This is a genomic window from Pseudomonas sp. 22526 (assembly GCF_052044735.1).
In the GTDB taxonomy this organism is placed as follows: Bacteria; Pseudomonadota; Gammaproteobacteria; order Pseudomonadales; family Pseudomonadaceae; genus Aquipseudomonas; species Aquipseudomonas piscium.
Genome location: NZ_JBQENK010000005.1, coordinates 37,212 through 55,396 on the forward strand (window position 1 = coordinate 37,212; position 18,185 = coordinate 55,396).

Annotated in this window: 16 protein-coding genes; all 16 read left to right on the top strand. The window is 61.8% G+C overall.

Features of this window, described 5'->3' with window-relative positions; genetic code table 11:
• Window positions 1-386 precede the first annotated feature (386 nt).
• The 16 genes from aceA (at window position 387) to ACTJKT_RS09225 (ending at window position 18,148) form a co-directional block, all read left to right on the top strand.
• Window positions 387-1,712: an isocitrate lyase gene (gene aceA / locus ACTJKT_RS09150; protein WP_025804703.1), complete on the top strand. Its 1,326-nt coding sequence runs from the start codon at window positions 387-389 to the stop codon at window positions 1,710-1,712.
• Between the two features lie 598 nt (window positions 1,713-2,310).
• Window positions 2,311-2,724 (top strand): NADH-quinone oxidoreductase subunit A, encoded by a 414-nt coding sequence (locus tag ACTJKT_RS09155; protein WP_007929187.1) that lies wholly within the window; start codon window positions 2,311-2,313, stop codon window positions 2,722-2,724.
• A 10-nt stretch (window positions 2,725-2,734) separates the two neighbouring features.
• Entirely contained in the window at window positions 2,735-3,409 is a 675-nt protein-coding gene (locus ACTJKT_RS09160) for a NuoB/complex I 20 kDa subunit family protein (protein ID WP_007929186.1), read from the top strand.
• A gap of 72 nt (window positions 3,410-3,481) precedes the next feature.
• A complete protein-coding gene (nuoC, locus tag ACTJKT_RS09165; RefSeq protein ID WP_097304248.1) occupies window positions 3,482-5,263 on the top strand; it encodes an NADH-quinone oxidoreductase subunit C/D in 1,782 nt (593 codons plus the stop codon).
• A 2-nt stretch (window positions 5,264-5,265) separates the two neighbouring features.
• Window positions 5,266-5,763, top strand: a complete 498-nt coding sequence (nuoE, locus tag ACTJKT_RS09170; RefSeq protein WP_009044589.1) for an NADH-quinone oxidoreductase subunit NuoE — start codon at window positions 5,266-5,268, stop codon at window positions 5,761-5,763.
• Window positions 5,760-7,118: an NADH-quinone oxidoreductase subunit NuoF gene (gene nuoF / locus ACTJKT_RS09175; protein WP_440786851.1), complete on the top strand. Its 1,359-nt coding sequence runs from the start codon at window positions 5,760-5,762 to the stop codon at window positions 7,116-7,118. Before nuoE ends, nuoF begins: the two co-directional genes overlap by 4 nt.
• A gap of 125 nt (window positions 7,119-7,243) precedes the next feature.
• On the top strand, window positions 7,244-9,958 hold the full coding sequence (gene nuoG / locus ACTJKT_RS09180) for an NADH-quinone oxidoreductase subunit NuoG (protein WP_440786852.1): 2,715 nt from the start codon (window positions 7,244-7,246) through the stop codon (window positions 9,956-9,958).
• Entirely contained in the window at window positions 9,955-10,962 is a 1,008-nt protein-coding gene (gene nuoH / locus ACTJKT_RS09185) for an NADH-quinone oxidoreductase subunit NuoH (RefSeq protein ID WP_007929607.1), read from the top strand. The genes nuoG and nuoH overlap by 4 nt, the downstream gene beginning before the upstream one ends.
• An 11-nt stretch (window positions 10,963-10,973) precedes the next feature.
• Window positions 10,974-11,522, top strand: coding sequence for an NADH-quinone oxidoreductase subunit NuoI (gene nuoI, locus ACTJKT_RS09190; RefSeq protein WP_003223795.1), 549 nt, complete (start codon window positions 10,974-10,976; stop codon window positions 11,520-11,522).
• 9 nt (window positions 11,523-11,531) lie between these two features.
• Window positions 11,532-12,032, top strand: coding sequence for an NADH-quinone oxidoreductase subunit J (gene nuoJ, locus ACTJKT_RS09195; protein WP_440786853.1), 501 nt, complete (start codon window positions 11,532-11,534; stop codon window positions 12,030-12,032).
• 13 nt (window positions 12,033-12,045) lie between these two features.
• On the top strand, window positions 12,046-12,354 hold the full coding sequence (gene nuoK, locus ACTJKT_RS09200) for an NADH-quinone oxidoreductase subunit NuoK (protein ID WP_023964387.1): 309 nt from the start codon (window positions 12,046-12,048) through the stop codon (window positions 12,352-12,354).
• Entirely contained in the window at window positions 12,351-14,204 is a 1,854-nt protein-coding gene (gene nuoL / locus ACTJKT_RS09205) for an NADH-quinone oxidoreductase subunit L (protein ID WP_053279910.1), read from the top strand. The genes nuoK and nuoL overlap by 4 nt, the downstream gene beginning before the upstream one ends.
• Window positions 14,205-14,243: 39 nt before the next feature.
• Entirely contained in the window at window positions 14,244-15,776 is a 1,533-nt protein-coding gene (gene nuoM / locus ACTJKT_RS09210) for an NADH-quinone oxidoreductase subunit M (RefSeq protein WP_097304253.1), read from the top strand.
• A 7-nt stretch (window positions 15,777-15,783) separates the two neighbouring features.
• Window positions 15,784-17,247: an NADH-quinone oxidoreductase subunit NuoN gene (nuoN, locus tag ACTJKT_RS09215; RefSeq protein ID WP_009049791.1), complete on the top strand. Its 1,464-nt coding sequence runs from the start codon at window positions 15,784-15,786 to the stop codon at window positions 17,245-17,247.
• 183 nt (window positions 17,248-17,430) lie between these two features.
• The gene (locus tag ACTJKT_RS09220) at window positions 17,431-17,844 is read left to right on the top strand and encodes a toxin (RefSeq protein ID WP_081360449.1); all 414 of its coding nucleotides are present in this window, start codon (window positions 17,431-17,433) and stop codon (window positions 17,842-17,844) included.
• On the top strand, window positions 17,834-18,148 hold the full coding sequence (locus ACTJKT_RS09225; protein ID WP_025804712.1) for a helix-turn-helix domain-containing protein: 315 nt from the start codon (window positions 17,834-17,836) through the stop codon (window positions 18,146-18,148). Before ACTJKT_RS09220 ends, ACTJKT_RS09225 begins: the two co-directional genes overlap by 11 nt.
• Window positions 18,149-18,185 lie beyond the last annotated feature (37 nt).

Genomic DNA, 18,185 nt, shown 5'->3' on the forward strand with positions numbered 1-18,185 from the left:
CCTGGCAAGGGCCTTCGGATCGCCGCTCTAACCTACCCACCTGAGCCGATTCGTGTCTGTACCGCCCACAAGGTGTGTTTGACGAGATTGCGACTGGAACGAGGTTGTCCCGAGGGACGGAAGCTAATTAGGTAGATCGGCAACACACTGATGGTTCGTATGAAGGCCCACGACGCCCGAATGCGCCCGACAGCTGGCCCTCACCTGCTCACTTTCCCCTTGAGCCCATCGTTCAACCGTCGCCATCGCGTCATACCCGACTTGACCGCCTAAGCTTCTGGTCAGCGAGCAGCCAACTACGCACCCTTTGACCCTGCGTATCTGGCGAGTCGGAATTTTCCGCCCAAGAACGACTTTTCACACAAGACGCGACGAGGTTTATCTCCATGGCACTGACACGCGAACAGCAAATTGCAGCCCTTGAAAAAGACTGGGCTGAAAACCCGCGCTGGAAAGGCGTGACTCGCACTTATTCCGCTGCCGACGTTGTCCGTCTGCGTGGCTCGGTTCAACCTGAGCACACCCTGGCACGCATGGGCGCCGAGAAGCTCTGGAACCTGGTGACCCAGGGTGCCAAACCGTCCTTCCGTCCTGAGAAAGATTTCGTCAACTGCATGGGCGCCCTGACCGGCGGCCAGGCGGTACAGCAAGTCAAAGCCGGCATCCAGGCGATCTACCTGTCGGGCTGGCAGGTTGCTGCGGACAACAACTCCGCCGAATCGATGTACCCGGACCAGTCGCTGTACCCGGTGGACTCCGTTCCAACCGTGGTCAAGCGCATCAACAACTCGTTCCGTCGTGCCGACCAGATCCAGTGGAAAGCCGGCAAGAACCCGGGCGACGAAGGCTACATCGACTACTTCGCGCCGATCGTGGCTGACGCCGAAGCCGGTTTCGGCGGCGTGCTGAACGCCTACGAGCTGATGAAGAGCATGATCGAAGCAGGCGCCGCCGGCGTTCACTTCGAAGACCAGCTGGCTTCCGTGAAGAAATGCGGCCACATGGGCGGCAAAGTACTGGTTCCAACCCAGGAAGCCGTACAGAAGCTGACCGCTGCCCGTCTGGCGGCCGACGTTGCCGGCGTACCGACCATCATCCTGGCCCGTACCGACGCCAACGCCGCCGACCTGCTGACTTCCGACTGCGACCCGTACGACCAGCCGTTCGTGACTGGCACCCGTACCCAGGAAGGTTTCTATAAAGTGCGCGCCGGCCTCGACCAGGCCATCGCTCGTGGCCTGGCCTACGCGCCGTACGCCGACCTGATCTGGTGCGAAACCGCCAAGCCGGACCTGGACGAAGCTCGTCGCTTCGCCGAAGCGATCAAGAAGGAATACCCGGACCAGATCCTGTCGTACAACTGCTCGCCTTCCTTCAACTGGAAGAAGAACCTGGACGACGCGACCATCGCCAAGTTCCAGCGCGAACTGTCCGCCATGGGCTACAAGCACCAGTTCATCACCCTGGCCGGCATTCACAACATGTGGCACAGCATGTTCAACCTGGCGCACGACTACGCCCGCAACGACATGACCGCCTACGTGAAGCTGCAAGAGCAGGAATTCGCTGACGCCGCCAAGGGCTACACCTTCGTGGCTCACCAGCAGGAAGTGGGCACCGGCTACTTCGACGACATGACCACCGTGATCCAGGGCGGCTCGTCCTCGGTTACCGCGCTGACCGGCTCCACCGAAGAAGAACAGTTCCACTGATTCGACTTCGCGCTGAAAAACGGCCATTGCAGACCCGGTAAAAGCTAACTGCAGTGCCACACATCTGACGCCCCGACTGGTTCGGGGCGTTTTTTTTGCCTGCGGCTTTTGCCAGCATCACCCAAACCCCAAGCTCCGACAGGAACGAGCCTGCTGGCGACGACGTCGGCCCGGACACCTGCCAATCAGGCAAAACATTGATCCAGAGCGGTATGCATGGAGGAAAAAGCGGGTAAAAGGGGCTCGCTCGCAACTTGCAGTAACGAGCATATAAAAGACAACTTAGCGGCTCTTCATGGGAACCATTGTTTAAAAGTAGCACCAAATAATATTGATTATCATTTAGATGATGACGATATTCGTTACAGCAAGGACAAAAGATAATTAACAAAACACCCGCTAATGCCCACAGGCCGTGGCTTACGGGGCTTGCAAGGGGGCTATGTCCTTATTTCACTAAATAATTTCGCCATAGAAAATTTACTTGCCCGGTGTTTAGCCATAAAATCACGCCGATTGACTGCACTGCGACATATCGTCACTGCTTTATTTCTTTATCAAGCTCAGAGACCTTTGCTCTCTGTTAAGGATTACCAGCATGCCCGAAGCGACAGGACTCATGGCCCACAACTGGGGCTTTGCCATTTTCCTTCTGGGTGTAGGCGGCCTCTGCGCCTTCATGCTCGGCGTCTCCAGCCTCCTCGGGTCAAAAGCCTGGGGCCGCAGCAAAAACGAACCGTTCGAGTCCGGCATGCTACCTACCGGTGGCGCCCGCTTGCGGCTCTCAGCCAAATTCTATCTGGTCGCGATGCTCTTCGTGATCTTCGATATCGAAGCCCTATTTCTCTTTGCCTGGTCTGTGTCCGTCCGCGAAAGCGGCTGGACCGGATTCGTCGAAGCTCTCGTTTTCATAGCAATTCTGTTGGCAGGTCTTGTCTACCTTTGGCGGGTGGGGGCTCTTGATTGGGCTCCGGAAGGTCGCCGTAAGCGGCAGGCGAAGCTAAAACAATGAGGCTTTGGCGATGCAATACAATCTCACCAGGATCGACCCCGATGCTCCTAACGAGCAGTATCCGATCGGCGAACGGGAAACCGTTTCCGATCCGTTAGAAGATCAAGTCCACAAAAACATCTTCATGGGCAAGCTGGAAGACGTGCTGAGCGGCGCGGTCAACTGGGGGCGTAAGAATTCCCTGTGGCCGTACAACTTCGGCCTGTCCTGCTGCTACGTGGAAATGACCACCGCCTTCACGGCGCCCCACGACATCGCGCGCTTCGGCGCCGAAGTTATCCGGGCATCACCGCGCCAGGCGGATTTCATGGTTATTGCCGGAACCTGCTTCATCAAGATGGCGCCGATCATTCAGCGTCTCTACGAGCAAATGCTCGAACCGAAGTGGGTTATCTCCATGGGTTCGTGCGCCAACTCCGGTGGCATGTACGACATCTATTCCGTCGTTCAAGGGGTGGACAAGTTCCTGCCCGTGGACGTCTACGTGCCTGGCTGCCCGCCCCGCCCTGAAGCTTTTCTGCAAGGCCTGATGCTCTTGCAGGAGTCGATTGGCCAGGAGCGTCGCCCACTTTCCTGGGTCGTCGGTGACCAAGGCGTGTATCGCGCCGAAATGCCGTCGCAAAAGGAACAGCGCCGCGAACAGCGTATTCAGGTAACCAACCTGCGCAGCCCCGACGAAGTCTGATTCCAGAGCGCTTCTTACAAAGAACGAAAAACTGGCTTCATTCTTTACGTTGACCGAAAGCGATAAAAAACCATGACTACAGGCAGTGCTCTGTACATCCCGCCTTATAAGGCAGACGACCAGGATGTGGTCGTCGAACTCAATAACCGTTTTGGCCCTGAGGCGTTCACCGCCCAGGCCACCCGCACCGGCATGCCGGTGCTGTGGGTTACCCGTGCCAAACTCGTCGAAGTCCTGACCTTCCTGCGCAACCTGCCCAAGCCGTACGTCATGCTCTATGACCTGCATGGCGTGGACGAGCGTCTGCGCACCAAGCGTCAAGGGCTGCCAGGCGCCGACTTCAGCGTGTTCTACCACCTGCTGTCGATCGAACGTAATAGTGACGTGATGATCAAGGTCGCCTTGTCCGAGAGCGACCTCAGCTTGCCGACCGTGACCGGTATCTGGCCGAACGCCAACTGGTACGAGCGTGAAGTCTGGGACATGTTCGGCATCGACTTCGCCGGCCACCCTCACCTGTCGCGCATCATGATGCCGCCGACCTGGGAAGGTCACCCGCTGCGCAAGGACTTCCCGGCGCGCGCCACCGAATTCGATCCGTTCAGCCTGACCCTGGCCAAGCAACAACTGGAAGAAGAAGCCGCGCGCTTCAAGCCGGAAGACTGGGGCATGAAGCGTTCCGGCGCCAACGAGGACTACATGTTCCTCAACCTGGGCCCGAACCACCCTTCGGCCCACGGTGCCTTCCGCATCATCCTGCAGCTGGACGGCGAAGAGATCGTCGACTGCGTACCGGACATCGGCTACCACCACCGTGGCGCCGAGAAGATGGCCGAGCGTCAGTCCTGGCACAGCTTCATTCCGTACACCGACCGTATCGACTACCTCGGCGGCGTGATGAACAACCTGCCGTACGTGCTCTCGGTCGAGAAGCTGGCCGGGATCAAGGTGCCGGAGAAGGTCGACGTCATCCGCATCATGCTGGCCGAGTTCTTCCGGATCACCAGCCACCTGCTGTTCCTGGGTACCTACATCCAGGACGTCGGCGCCATGACCCCGGTGTTCTTCACTTTCACCGACCGTCAGCGCGCCTACACCGTGATCGAGGCCATCACCGGTTTCCGTCTGCACCCGGCCTGGTACCGCATCGGCGGCGTCGCCCACGACCTGCCGCGCGGCTGGGAAAAACTGGTGAAGGACTTCGTCGACTGGTTGCCCAAGCGCCTCGACGAATACACCAAGGCCGCCCTGCAGAACAGCATCCTCAAGGGTCGTACCATCGGCGTCGCCGCCTACAACACCAAGGAAGCCCTGGAATGGGGCGTCACCGGTGCCGGCCTGCGTTCCACCGGTTGCGATTTCGACCTGCGTAAAGCGCGCCCCTACTCCGGCTACGAGAACTTCGAGTTCGAAGTCCCTCTGGCGGCCAACGGCGATGCCTACGACCGCTGCATGGTCCGCGTCGAAGAGATGCGCCAGAGCATCAAGATCATCGACCAGTGCCTGCGCAACATGCCGGAAGGCCCGTACAAGGCGGACCACCCGCTGACCACGCCGCCGCCGAAAGAGCGCACGCTGCAGCACATCGAGACCCTGATCACGCACTTCCTGCAGGTTTCGTGGGGCCCGGTCATGCCGGCCAACGAGTCCTTCCAGATGATCGAAGCGACCAAGGGCATCAACAGTTATTACCTGACGAGCGATGGCGGCACCATGAGCTACCGCACCCGGATCCGTACCCCGAGCTTCGCCCACCTGCAGCAGATCCCTTCGGTGATCCGCGGCAGCATGGTCGCGGACTTGATCGCGTACCTGGGTAGTATCGACTTCGTTATGGCCGACGTGGACCGCTAAGCATGAACAGCCCGCTTATCCAGACAGACCGTTTCGCCCTGAGCGAAACCGAGCGCTCGGCCATCGAGCACGAGCTGCATCACTACGAAGACCCGCGCGCGGCGTCTATCGAAGCCCTGAAGATCGTCCAGAAGGAACGTGGCTGGGTGCCTGATGGCGCGCTCTACGCCATCGGCGAGATCCTCGGAATCCCGGCCAGCGACGTAGAAGGCGTGGCGACGTTCTACAGCCAGATCTTCCGCCAGCCGGTCGGCCGCCACATCATCCGTGTCTGCGACAGCATGGTCTGCTACATCGGCGGCCACGAGTCCGTGGTCAGCCAGATCCAGAGCGAGCTGGGCATCGGCCTCGGCCAGACCACCGCGGACGGCCGCTTCACCCTGCTGCCGGTGTGCTGCCTGGGCAACTGCGACAAGGCCCCGGCACTGATGATCGACGACGACACTTTCGGCGACGTGCAGCCTGCTGGCGTGGCCAAACTGTTGGAGGGCTACGTATGACCCTGACATCCTTCGGCCCCGCCAACCGCATCCAGCGCAGCCCGCAAACCCATCCGCTGACCTGGCGCCTGCGCGACGACGGCGAGCCGGTATGGCTCGACGAGTACCAGGCCAAGAACGGCTACGCCGCGGCGCGCAAGGCCTTCGCCGACCTGTCCCAGGACGACATCGTCCAGACCGTCAAGGACTCGGGCCTCAAGGGCCGCGGCGGCGCGGGCTTCCCCACTGGCGTGAAGTGGGGCCTGATGCCCAAAGACGAATCCATGAACATCCGCTACCTGCTGTGCAACGCGGACGAAATGGAACCCAACACCTGGAAAGACCGCATGCTGATGGAGCAACTGCCCCATCTGCTGATCGAAGGCATGCTGATCAGCGCCCGCGCGCTGAAAACCTACCGCGGCTATATCTTCCTGCGGGGCGAGTACACCACCGCCGCCAAGCACCTCAACCGTGCCGTGGAAGAAGCCAAGGCCGCGGGCCTGCTGGGCAAGAACATCCTGGGCAGCGGCTTCGACTTCGAGCTGTTCGTCCACACCGGCGCCGGGCGTTACATCTGCGGTGAAGAAACCGCACTGATCAACTCCCTCGAAGGCCGCCGCGCCAACCCGCGCTCCAAGCCGCCCTTCCCTGCCGCCGTCGGCGTGTGGGGCAAGCCGACCTGCGTGAACAACGTCGAGACCCTGTGCAACGTGCCAGCGATCATCGGCGACGGCGTGGAATGGTACAAATCCCTCGCTCGCGAAGGCAGTGAAGACCACGGCACCAAGCTGATGGGCTTCTCCGGCAAAGTGAAGAACCCTGGCCTGTGGGAACTGCCGTTCGGCGTGACCGCGCGCGAGCTGTTCGAAGACTACGCCGGCGGCATGCGCGACGGCTTCAAGCTCAAGTGCTGGCAGCCAGGCGGCGCCGGTACCGGTTTCCTGTTGCCTGAACACCTGGACGCGCAGATGTACGCCGGCGGCATCGCCAAGGTAGGCACCCGCATGGGTACCGGCCTGGCCATGGCGGTCGACGACAGCATCAACATGGTGTCGCTGCTGCGCAACATGGAAGAGTTCTTCGCCCGCGAATCCTGTGGCTTCTGCACCCCTTGCCGCGATGGCCTGCCATGGAGCGTCAAGCTGCTGCGCGCCCTCGAGAAAGGCGAAGGGCAAGCCGGCGATATCGAGACCCTGCTGGGTCTGGTCGGCTTCCTCGGCCCGGGCAAGACCTTCTGTGCTCACGCACCGGGCGCCGTGGAGCCGTTGGGCAGTGCCATCAAGTATTTCCGTCCAGAGTTCGAGGCCGGCATCGCAGCCACCAGTGCTGCCGCCGTCCCGCCCCTGGCCCGGCCGATCGTAGTCGGCGCGTAAACGTATCGAACGAGGGTGGTCCGTGCCGCCCTCGTATCGCCTGAAGACGCCGCGACGCGCCAGGCGAGCACCAAGATTCCATTAGCCACGCCCGCTGACACCGGGCCAACGAAGAACTTTGAACCATGGCCACTATCCACGTAGACGGCAAAGCGCTCGAAGTCGATGGGGCGGACAACCTGTTACAGGCATGTCTGTCACTAGGCCTCGACATCCCTTATTTCTGCTGGCACCCCGCTCTCGGTAGCGTCGGTGCCTGTCGCCAGTGCGCGGTCAAGCAGTACACCGACGAAAACGACACCCGTGGTCGCATCGTCATGTCCTGCATGACGCCCGCCACCGACAACACCTGGATCTCCATCGACGATGAAGAATCCAAGGCCTTCCGCGCCAGTGTCGTCGAATGGCTGATGACCAACCACCCGCACGACTGCCCGGTCTGCGAGGAAGGCGGTCACTGCCACCTGCAAGACATGACCGTGATGACCGGCCACAACGAGCGCCGTTATCGCTTCACCAAGCGCACCCACCAGAACCAGGAGCTCGGCCCGTTCATCGCTCACGAGATGAACCGCTGCATCGCCTGCTACCGTTGCGTGCGTTTCTACAAGGACTATGCCGGCGGTACCGACCTCGGCGTGTTCGGCGCCCACGACAACGTGTACTTCGGTCGCGTTGAAGACGGCACCCTGGAAAGCGAGTTCTCCGGCAACCTCACCGAGGTCTGCCCGACCGGCGTGTTCACCGACAAGACTCACTCCGAACGCTACAACCGCAAATGGGACATGCAGTTCTCGCCGAGCATCTGCCATGGCTGCTCCAGCGGTTGCAACATCTCCCCGGGCGAGCGCTACGGCGAACTGCGCCGTATCGAGAACCGCTACAACGGTTCGGTGAACCAGTACTTCCTGTGCGACCGCGGCCGTTTCGGTTATGGCTACGTCAACCGCACAGACCGTCCACGCCAGCCGCTGCTGAACGACGGCACCAAGCTGAACCTGGACCAGGCGCTGGACAAGGCCGCCGACCTGCTGCGCGGCCGCAATATCGTCGGTATCGGCTCGCCTCGCGCCAGCCTGGAAAGCAACTACGCCCTGCGTGAACTGGTAGGCGCCGAGCACTTCTACAGCGGTATCGAAGCCGCCGAACTGGAGCGTATCCGCCTGGTCCTGCAAGTGCTGAAAAACAGCCCGCTGCCCGTGCCGACCATGCGCGACATCGAAGACCACGATGCGGTGTTCGTCCTCGGCGAAGACCTGACCCAGACCGCCGCCCGCATGGCCCTGGCCCTGCGCCAGTCGGTCAGGGGCAAGGCCGAAGAAATGGCCGACGCCATGCGCGTCCAGCCATGGCTCGACGCCGCGGTGAAAAACATCGGCCAGCACGCGCTGAACCCGCTGTTCATCGCCAGCCTGGCTGAAACCAAGCTCGACGACGTTGCCGAGGAGTGTGTACACGCCGCTCCCGACGACCTGGCGCGCATCGGTTTCGCCGTGGCCCACGCCCTGGACGCCAGCGCCCCGGCCGTAGAAGGTCTGGACGCGCAAGCCCAGGAACTGGCCAAGCGCATCGCCGACGCCCTCCTCGCCGCCAAGCGCCCACTGATCATCGCCGGCACCTCCCTGGGTTCCAAGGCGCTGATCGAAGCCGCGGCGAACATCGCCAAGGCCCTGAAGCTGCGCGAGAAGAACGGTTCCATCAGCCTGATCGTGCCTGAGGCCAACAGCCTCGGCCTGGCCATGCTCGGTGGCGAATCGGTGGACGCCGCGCTGCAAGCGGTGATCGACGGCAAGGCCGACGCCCTGGTCGTGCTGGAAAACGATCTGTACACCCGCACCGACGCTGCCAAGGTCGATGCCGCGCTGAACGCCGCGAAAGTGGTGATCGTCGCCGACCACCAGAAGACTGCCACCAGCGATCGCGCGCACCTGGTTCTGCCAGCGGCCAGCTTCGCCGAGGGCGACGGCACCCTGGTCAGCCAGGAAGGCCGTGCCCAGCGCTTCTTCCAGGTGTTCGATCCAACCTATATGGATGCCAGCATCCTGGTTCACGAAGGCTGGCGCTGGCTGCATGCCCTGCGCTCTACCCTGCTGAACAAGCCGGTGGACTGGACCCAACTGGACCACGTGACCGCCGCCTGCGCCCAGAGCAACTCGCAACTGGCGCGCATCGTCGATGCCGCGCCATCGGCGTCGTTCCGCATCAAGGGCCTGAAGCTGGCCCGCGAACCGCTGCGTTACAGCGGCCGTACCGCCATGCGCGCCGACATCAACGTGCACGAGCCACGTACCCCGCAGGACCAGGACACTGCGTTCTCCTTCTCCATGGAAGGTTACTCGGGCTCCGTGGAACCGCGCTCCCAGGTGCCGTTCGCCTGGTCGCCGGGCTGGAACTCGCCGCAAGCCTGGAACAAGTTCCAGGACGAAGTCGGTGGTCACCTGCGTGCCGGTGATCCGGGCACCCGCCTGATCGAAAGCCAGGGCGACAGCCTCGGCTGGTTCGCCAGCGTGCCGCGCGCCTTCTCCCCTGCCCAGGGCACCTGGCAGGCGGTGCCGTTCTACCACCTGTTCGGCAGCGAAGAGAACTCTTCGAAAGCCGCTCCGGTCCAGGAACGCATCCCGGCCGCCTACGTTTCCCTGGCCAAGTCCGAAGCCGATCGCCTGGGTGTCAACGATGGCGCGCTGCTTGCCGTGAACGTGGCGGGCCAGACCCTGCGTCTGCCGCTGCGCATCAACGAAGAACTGGGCGCTGGCCTGGTGGCCCTGCCGGCCGGCCTGGCGGGCATTCCTCCGGCGATCTTTGGCAAATCCGTTGACGGTCTGCAGGAGGCAGCGCAATGACCTGGTTCACCCCTGAAGTGATCGACGTGATCCTGGCGGTCGTCAAAGCCCTGGTCATCATGCTGGCCGTGGTGGTCGCCGGTGCCTTGCTCAGCTTTGTCGAGCGTCGCCTGCTGGGCTGGTGGCAGGACCGTTACGGTCCGAACCGCGTTGGCCCGTTCGGTATGTTCCAGATCGCCGCCGACATGCTGAAGATGTTCTTCAAGGAAGACTGGACCCCGCCGTTTGCCGACAAGGTGATCTTCACCCTGGCGCCGGTCGTGGCCATGAGTGCCTTGCTGATCGCTTTCGCGATCATCCCGATCACCCCGACCTGGGGCGTGGCGGACCTGAACATCGGCCTGCTGTTCTTCTTCGCCATGGCTGGCCTGTCGGTCTACGCGGTGCTGTTCGCCGGCTGGTCGAGCAACAACAAGTTCGCCCTGCTCGGCAGCCTGCGGGCCTCGGCCCAGACCGTGTCCTATGAAGTGTTCATGGGCCTGGCGCTGATGGGCATCGTGGCCCAGGTCGGCTCGTTCAACATGCGCGACATCGTCGACTACCAGGCGCAGAACCTGTGGTTCATCATTCCGCAGTTCTTCGGCTTCTGTACCTTCTTCATCGCTGGCGTGGCCGTGACTCACCGTCACCCGTTCGACCAGCCGGAAGCGGAACAGGAACTGGCCGACGGTTACCACATTGAATACGCCGGCATGAAATGGGGCATGTTCTTCGTTGGCGAGTACATCGGCATCATCCTGATCTCGGCACTGCTGGTCACCCTGTTCTTCGGTGGCTGGCACGGTCCGTTCGGCATCCTGCCGCAACTGTCCTTCGTCTGGTTCGCCCTGAAGACCGCGTTCTTCATCATGCTGTTCATCCTGCTGCGCGCTTCCATCCCGCGTCCGCGTTATGACCAGGTGATGGACTTCAGCTGGAAATTCTGCCTGCCGCTGACCCTGATCAATTTGCTGGTGACTGCTGCGCTTGTGTTGTTGAACACGCCAGCGGGCGCGGTTCAGTGAGGATTTGACCCATGTTCAAATATATTGGCGACATCGTTAAGGGTACTGGTACCCAACTGCGCAGCCTGGTGATGGTCTTCGGCCATGGCTTTCGCAAGCGCGACACCCTGCAATACCCGGAAGAGCCGGTCTACCTGCCGCCCCGCTACCGTGGCCGCATCGTGCTGACCCGCGACCCCGATGGCGAAGAGCGTTGCGTAGCCTGCAACCTGTGCGCCGTGGCGTGCCCGGTGGGTTGCATCTCGCTGCAGAAAGCTGAAACCGAAGACGGTCGCTGGTACCCGGACTTCTTCCGCATCAACTTCTCGCGTTGCATCTTCTGCGGCCTCTGCGAGGAAGCCTGCCCGACCACCGCAATCCAGCTGACCCCGGATTTCGAGATGGCCGAGTTCAAACGTCAGGACCTGGTTTACGAGAAAGAAGATCTGCTGATCTCCGGTCCCGGAAAGAACCCTGATTACAACTTCTATCGTGTTGCAGGTATGGCCATTGCCGGTAAGCCAAAAGGCTCCGCGCAAAACGAAGCCGAGCCGATCAACGTGAAGAGCTTGCTGCCTTAAGGAAGAAAGATGGAATTCGCTTTCTATTTCGCGTCAGGTGTCGCCGTTGTCTCCACGCTACGCGTGGTGACCAACACCAACCCTGTGCACGCCCTGCTCTACCTGATCATTTCGCTGATCGCCGTGGCGATGACGTTCTTCAGCCTCGGCGCGCCGTTCGCCGGCGTGCTGGAAGTGATCGCCTATGCCGGCGCCATCATGGTGCTGTTCGTGTTCGTGGTGATGATGCTGAACCTGGGGCCTGCCTCGGTTCAGCAGGAACGCATCTGGCTCAAGCCGGGGATCTGGCTCGGGCCGGTGGTGCTCGCCGCCCTGCTGCTGGTGGAACTGCTGTACGTGCTGTTCAGCCACCAGAGCGGTAACGGTATCGGCCACACCACCGTGGACGCCAAGGCCGTGGGCATCAGCCTGTTCGGTCCTTACCTGCTGGTGGTCGAACTCGCCTCGATGCTGCTGCTCGCCGCAGCCGTCACGGCGTTCCACCTGGGCCGCAACGAGGCGAAGGAGTAAGACCATGCCTACTATCGGAACTATCCCTCTGGAGCATGGCATGGCCGTCGCCGGCATCCTGTTCTGCCTCGGCCTGGTCGGCCTGATGGTGCGCCGCAACATTCTCTTCGTGCTGATGAGCCTGGAGGTGATGATGAATGCCTCCGCCTTGGCCTTCATCGTCGCCGGTAGCCGCTGGGCGCAGCCGGATGGACAGGTCATGTTCATCCTGGTGATCAGCCTGGCAGCCGCCGAGGCCAGTATCGGCCTGGCGATCCTGTTGCAGCTGTATCGCCGCTTCCACACTCTCGATATCGACGCTGCCAGCGAGATGCGCGGATGAACCTTCTCTATCTGACTTTCCTGTTCCCCCTGATCGGTTTCCTGCTGCTGGCGTTCTCCCGTGGACGCCTCTCGGAAAACCTTTCCGCCCTGATCGGTGTCGGTTCCGTTGGCCTGTCGGCGATTGTCGCGGCTTATGTGATCTGGCAATTCAACGTCGCCCCGCCGGAAGGTGGCCACTACACCCAGGTGCTGTGGCAGTGGATGACCGTTGGCGACTTCAAGCCGACCTTCGCCCTGTATCTGGACGGCCTGTCCGTGACCATGCTCGGCGTGGTGGTGGGCGTGGGTTTCCTGATCCACCTGTTCGCGTCCTGGTACATGCGCGGTGAAGACGGTTACTCGCGCTTCTTCGCCTACACCAACCTGTTCATCGCCAGCATGCTGTTCCTGGTGCTCGGCGATGACCTGTTGTTCCTGTACTTCGGCTGGGAAGGCGTGGGCCTGTGTTCGTACCTGCTGATCGGTTTCTACTACAGCAACCGCAATAACGGTAACGCGGCACTCAAGGCCTTCATCGTCACCCGCATCGGCGACGTGTTCATGGCCATCGGCCTGTTCATCCTGTTCCAGCAGCTGGGCACCCTGAACATCCAGCAACTGCTGGTCGCGGCGCCTGCGAAGTTCCAGGCCGGCGACTTCTGGATCGTCCTGGCGACCCTGATGCTGCTGGGTGGCGCGGTCGGTAAATCCGCCCAGCTGCCGCTGCAGACCTGGCTGGCGGACGCGATGGCCGGTCCTACCCCGGTTTCGGCACTGATCCACGCCGCAACCATGGTGACCGCCGGTGTCTACCTGATCGCCCGTACCCACGGTCTGTTCGCCCTGGCGCCGGACATCCTGCACCTGGTGGGCGTCGTCGGTGGCGTGACCCTGGTCCTGGCCGGTTTCGCCGCGCTGGTACAGACCGACATCAAGCGGATCCTCGCCTACTCGACCATGAGCCAGATCGGCTACATGTTCCTGGCCCTGGGCGTTGGCGCCTGGGACGGCGCAATCTTCCACCTGATGACCCACGCCTTCTTCAAGGCCCTGCTGTTCCTTGCCTCCGGTGCGGTGATCGTTGCCTGCCACCACGAGCAGAACATCTTCAAGATGGGCGGCCTGTGGAAGAAACTGCCGTTGGCCTACGCCAGCTTCATCGTCGGCGGCGCGGCCCTGGCGGCCCTGCCACTGGTCACCGCCGGTTTCTACTCCAAGGACGAGATCCTCTGGGAAGCCTTCGCCAGCGGTAACCACGGCCTGCTGTATGCCGGTCTGGTGGGGGCCTTCATGACCTCGCTGTACACCTTCCGCCTGATCTTCATCACCTTCCACGGTGAAGCCAAGACCGAAGCCCACGCCGGCCACGGCATCAGCCACTGGCTGCCGCTGTCGGTGCTGATCGTTCTGTCGACCGCCGTCGGCGCGATGATCACTCCACCGCTGCACGGTGTGTTGCCACTCAGCGTCGGCCATGCCGGCGGCGAAGCCAAGCACAGCCTGGAACTCGCGTCTGGCGCCATCGCCATCGCCGGTATCCTGCTGGCCGCGCTGCTGTTCCTCGGCAAGCGTCGCTTCGTTACCGCCATCGCCAACAGCGGCATCGGCCGCATCCTCTCGGCCTGGTGGTTCGCTGCCTGGGGCTTCGACTGGATCTACGACAAACTGTTCGTCAAGCCATATCTGGCGATCAGCCATGTACTGCGCAAAGACCCGCTCGACCAGACCATCGGTCTGATCCCGCGCCTGGCCAAAGGGGGCCACAACTCCCTGAGCCGTACGGAAACCGGTCAACTGCGTTGGTACGCCGCCTCGATGGCTGCTGGTGCCGTGCTGGTTATCGGCGCCGTCGTGCTGGTAGCGGTCTGATATGAACCTTGCGAACTTGCGAAAGGAATTGAGCCCGTCATGATTCTGCCTTGGCTAATCCTGATCCCCTTCATCGGCGGCCTGCTGTGCTGGATGGGTGAGCGCTTCGGCGCCACCCTCCCCCGCTGGATTGCGCTGATCACCATGTCCCTGCTGCTCGCCCTCGGCCTCTGGCTGTGGGCCCACGGCGACTATTCACTCGCTCCGGCGCCTGGCGCCGATCCGACCTGGACCCTGGAGTTCAAGCACGTCTGGATCGAGCGCTTCGGCATCAACGTGCACCTGGCCCTCGACGGCCTGTCGCTGTTGATGATCCTGCTGACCGGCCTTCTGGGCGTGCTGTCGGTGCTCTGCTCCTGGAAAGAGATCCAGCGTCACGTGGGCTTCTTCCACCTGAACCTGATGTGGATCCTGGGCGGTGTCGTCGGCGTGTTCCTCGCCCTCGACCTGTTCATGTTCTTCTTCTTCTGGGAAATGATGCTGGTGCCGATGTACTTCCTCATCGCGCTCTGGGGTCACAGTTCTTCGGACGGCAAGAAAACCCGGATCTACGCCGCGACCAAGTTCTTCATCTTCACTCAGGCTTCCGGCCTGATCATGCTGGTGGCGATCCTCGGTCTGGTACTGGTCAACTTCAACGACACCGGCGTGATTACCTTCAACTACGCCGACCTGTTGAAGACCAAGATGTCGACCACCACCGAGTACGTGCTGATGCTCGGCTTCTTCATCGCCTTCGCGGTGAAGCTGCCAGTGGTGCCGTTCCACTCCTGGCTGCCTGATGCTCACGCCCAGGCACCGACCGCGGGTTCCGTGGACCTGGCGGGGATCCTGCTGAAGACCGCGGCCTACGGCCTGCTGCGCTTCGCCCTGCCACTGTTCCCGAATGCCTCGGCCGAGTTCGCGCCGATCGCCATGACCCTGGGTCTGATCGGGATCTTCTACGGTGCCTTCCTGGCCTTCGCCCAGACCGACATCAAGCGCCTGGTGGCATTCTCCAGCGTTTCGCACATGGGCTTCGTGCTGATCGGCATCTACTCCGGCAGCCAGCTGGCCCTGCAGGGCGCGGTGATCCAGATGCTGGCTCACGGTCTGTCGGCGGCGGCACTCTTTATCCTGTGCGGCCAGTTGTACGAACGCACCCACACCCGCGACATGCGTGAAATGGGCGGCCTGTGGTCGAAGATCGCCTACCTGCCGGCCATCAGCCTGTTCTTCGCCGCGGCCTCCCTGGGCTTGCCGGCGACCGGTAACTTCGTCGGCGAATTCCTGATCCTGGTCGGTACCTTCGCCAGCGCGCCATGGGTTTCCGTGCTCGCGACTTCCGGCCTGGTATTCGGTTCGGTCTACTCGTTGATCATGATTCACCGTGCCTACTTCGGCCCGGCCAAATCGGACGCAGTACTGCACGGCATGGATGCTCGCGAACTGATCATGGTGACTGGACTGGCGGCACTGCTGATTTACATCGGCGTCTACCCGCAACCGTTCCTCGATACCTCTGCCGCTACGATGAGTGGCGTGCAGCAGTGGCTCGGTACCGCCTTCACTCAACTCGCTTCGGCCCGGTAAGAGCGCTATGGACTTTACGATTCAACACTTTATCGCGCTTGCGCCGCTGTTGATCACCAGCCTCACCATCATTGTGGTGATGCTGGCTATCGCCTGGCGTCGCAACCATTCGCAAACCTTCCTGCTGTCGGTCGCCGGTCTGAACCTGGCGTTGCTGTCGATCCTGCCAGCCCTGAAAGTCACCCCTCTGGCGGTGACTCCATTGCTGCAGATCGACCAGTTCGCCTGCCTGTACATGGCGCTGATCCTGGTGGCCACCCTGGCCTGCGTCACCCTCGCCCACGCCTACCTGGGCGACGGCGGCACCGGTTACCCGGGCAACCGCGAAGAACTCTACCTGCTGATCCTGATGGCCGCCGCCGGTGGCCTGGTACTGGTCAGCGCGCAACACCTGGCCGGCTTGTTCATCGGTCTGGAGCTGCTCTCGGTACCGGTCTACGGCCTGGTGGCTTATGCCTTCTTCAACAAGCGTTCGCTGGAAGCCGGCATCAAGTACATGGTGCTGTCGGCCGCCGGTTCCGCGTTCCTGCTGTTCGGCATGGCCCTGCTCTACGCCGAAGCCGGCAGCCTGAGCTTCAACGGCATCGGTCAGGCCCTGGCCGCGACCGGCCTGCCTAGCCCGATGGCCCAACTGGGCCTGGGCATGATGCTGATCGGCCTGGCGTTCAAGCTGTCGCTGGTACCCTTCCACCTGTGGACCCCGGACGTCTACGAAGGGGCTCCGGCGCCTGTGGCGGCCTTCCTGGCCACCGCGAGCAAGGTGGCGGTATTCGCGGTGATGGTGCGTCTGTTCCAGATCTCGCCGGTGGCCAGCAGCGGTGTCCTGAACACCGTGCTGACCTTGATCGCGATTGCCTCGATCCTGTTCGGTAACCTGCTGGCGCTGACCCAGAGCAACCTCAAGCGTCTGCTGGGTTACTCGTCCATCGCCCACTTCGGTTACCTGCTGATCGCCCTGGTGGCGAGCAAGGGCCTGGCGATGGAGGCCATCGGCGTCTATCTGGTCACCTACGTGATCACCAGCCTCGGCGCCTTCGGCGTGATCACCCTGATGTCCTCGCCTTACAAGGGTCGCGACGCGGATGCCCTGTACGAATATCGCGGCCTGTTCTGGCGCCGTCCGTACCTGACCGCCGTACTGACCGTGATGATGCTGTCCCTGGCCGGTATCCCGCTGACCGCGGGCTTCATCGGCAAGTTCTACATCATCGCCACCGGTGTCGAAGCGCACCAATGGTGGCTGGTCGGCTCCCTGGTCCTGGGCAGCGCCATCGGCGTGTTCTACTACCTGCGCGTCATGGTCACCCTGTACCTGATCGAGCCGAACCTGCGCCGCGTCGACGCCCAGCTGCACTGGGAACAGAAAGCCGGCGGCGTGATGCTGCTGGCCATCGCGGTCCTGGCGTTCTTCCTCGGCGTCTACCCACAACCGCTGCTGATCCTGGTCCAGCAATCCGGTCTGGCGGGCTGATCGCTCAAGCACGATCCGCAGTAAAACAAGACGGCGCCTTCGGGCGCCGTTTTGTTTTCCGAAGAAAAACCGCCCTGCCCTTCCTCCTGCCACCTGAAAGGAATTGCCTTTCAGGCTTTAAAGACGCGTCCTACGCCTCATCCTGATTGCTAAGTCTAAGGTCATTAAAAGGCGACGAGCGCCATGCGCAACGTCTTGACCTCTCGACCCATCCAATCAAAAATATACGCAGATTACGTACAGAGCATGGACGCACTTTTCATTGAGTTACCCCCGTTCCAACGCCATCGACAGGACTATCTGGACGACGAGCTTTTTCGTAGCTTGCAGCTTGAATTGCTGAAAGCACCCGAAGCCGGAGATCTCATCGAGGGAACCGGCGGCTTGCGCAAGATCCGCTTTGTCGACGAGCGACGGCACAAGGGCAAACGCGGCGGGATCCGGGTGATTTATTACTGGTGGTCCGGAGGCGCCCAATTCTGGCTCTTCACCCTTTACGCAAAGAACGAGCAGAACGACCTGACACCCCATCAGAAAAAACTGCTCAAGCAACTGCTGAACAGAGAAGTCGAGGCGAGAACCCATCATGAAACGTGACATCTTTTCCGAACTGGTCGAAGGTTTCGACGCCCTGGCCAAAGAGCGCCAAGGCAAGCTCACGCTGCGCACCCACAAGGTCAAGCTGAACGCACTGCTACCGATCACCGCCGAAGAAGTGCTGGCCGTGCGCGAACAGCTGAACCTGTCCAGATCGGTATTTGCCATGTACCTGCGCACCAATACCCGGACCCTGGAGAACTGGGAGCAAGGACGGGCAAAACCCAACGCTCAGGCCACCACCCTGATCCGCCTGGTACAGCGTTTTCCCGATACGGTGGAGCGGCTGGCAGCACTGGCCTGAAGATCTGCGCTGGTTCGAAGGACGTCATCGCGGGCAA

Excerpts from the sequence above, each read along its gene's own strand:
- aceA (WP_025804703.1), top strand. The coding sequence starts at position 387 with ATGGCACTGACACGCGAACAGCAAATTGCAGCCCTTGAAAAAGACTGG.
- ACTJKT_RS09155 (WP_007929187.1), top strand. The coding sequence starts at position 2,311 with ATGCCCGAAGCGACAGGACTCATGGCCCACAACTGGGGCTTTGCCATT.
- ACTJKT_RS09160 (WP_007929186.1), top strand. The coding sequence starts at position 2,735 with ATGCAATACAATCTCACCAGGATCGACCCCGATGCTCCTAACGAGCAG.
- nuoC (WP_097304248.1), top strand. The coding sequence starts at position 3,482 with ATGACTACAGGCAGTGCTCTGTACATCCCGCCTTATAAGGCAGACGAC.
- nuoE (WP_009044589.1), top strand. The coding sequence starts at position 5,266 with ATGAACAGCCCGCTTATCCAGACAGACCGTTTCGCCCTGAGCGAAACC.
- nuoF (WP_440786851.1), top strand. The coding sequence starts at position 5,760 with ATGACCCTGACATCCTTCGGCCCCGCCAACCGCATCCAGCGCAGCCCG.
- nuoG (WP_440786852.1), top strand. The coding sequence starts at position 7,244 with ATGGCCACTATCCACGTAGACGGCAAAGCGCTCGAAGTCGATGGGGCG.
- nuoH (WP_007929607.1), top strand. The coding sequence starts at position 9,955 with ATGACCTGGTTCACCCCTGAAGTGATCGACGTGATCCTGGCGGTCGTC.
- nuoI (WP_003223795.1), top strand. The coding sequence starts at position 10,974 with ATGTTCAAATATATTGGCGACATCGTTAAGGGTACTGGTACCCAACTG.
- nuoJ (WP_440786853.1), top strand. The coding sequence starts at position 11,532 with ATGGAATTCGCTTTCTATTTCGCGTCAGGTGTCGCCGTTGTCTCCACG.
- nuoL (WP_053279910.1), top strand. The coding sequence starts at position 12,351 with ATGAACCTTCTCTATCTGACTTTCCTGTTCCCCCTGATCGGTTTCCTG.
- nuoM (WP_097304253.1), top strand. The coding sequence starts at position 14,244 with ATGATTCTGCCTTGGCTAATCCTGATCCCCTTCATCGGCGGCCTGCTG.
- nuoN (WP_009049791.1), top strand. The coding sequence starts at position 15,784 with ATGGACTTTACGATTCAACACTTTATCGCGCTTGCGCCGCTGTTGATC.
- ACTJKT_RS09220 (WP_081360449.1), top strand. The coding sequence starts at position 17,431 with ATGCGCAACGTCTTGACCTCTCGACCCATCCAATCAAAAATATACGCA.
- ACTJKT_RS09225 (WP_025804712.1), top strand. The coding sequence starts at position 17,834 with ATGAAACGTGACATCTTTTCCGAACTGGTCGAAGGTTTCGACGCCCTG.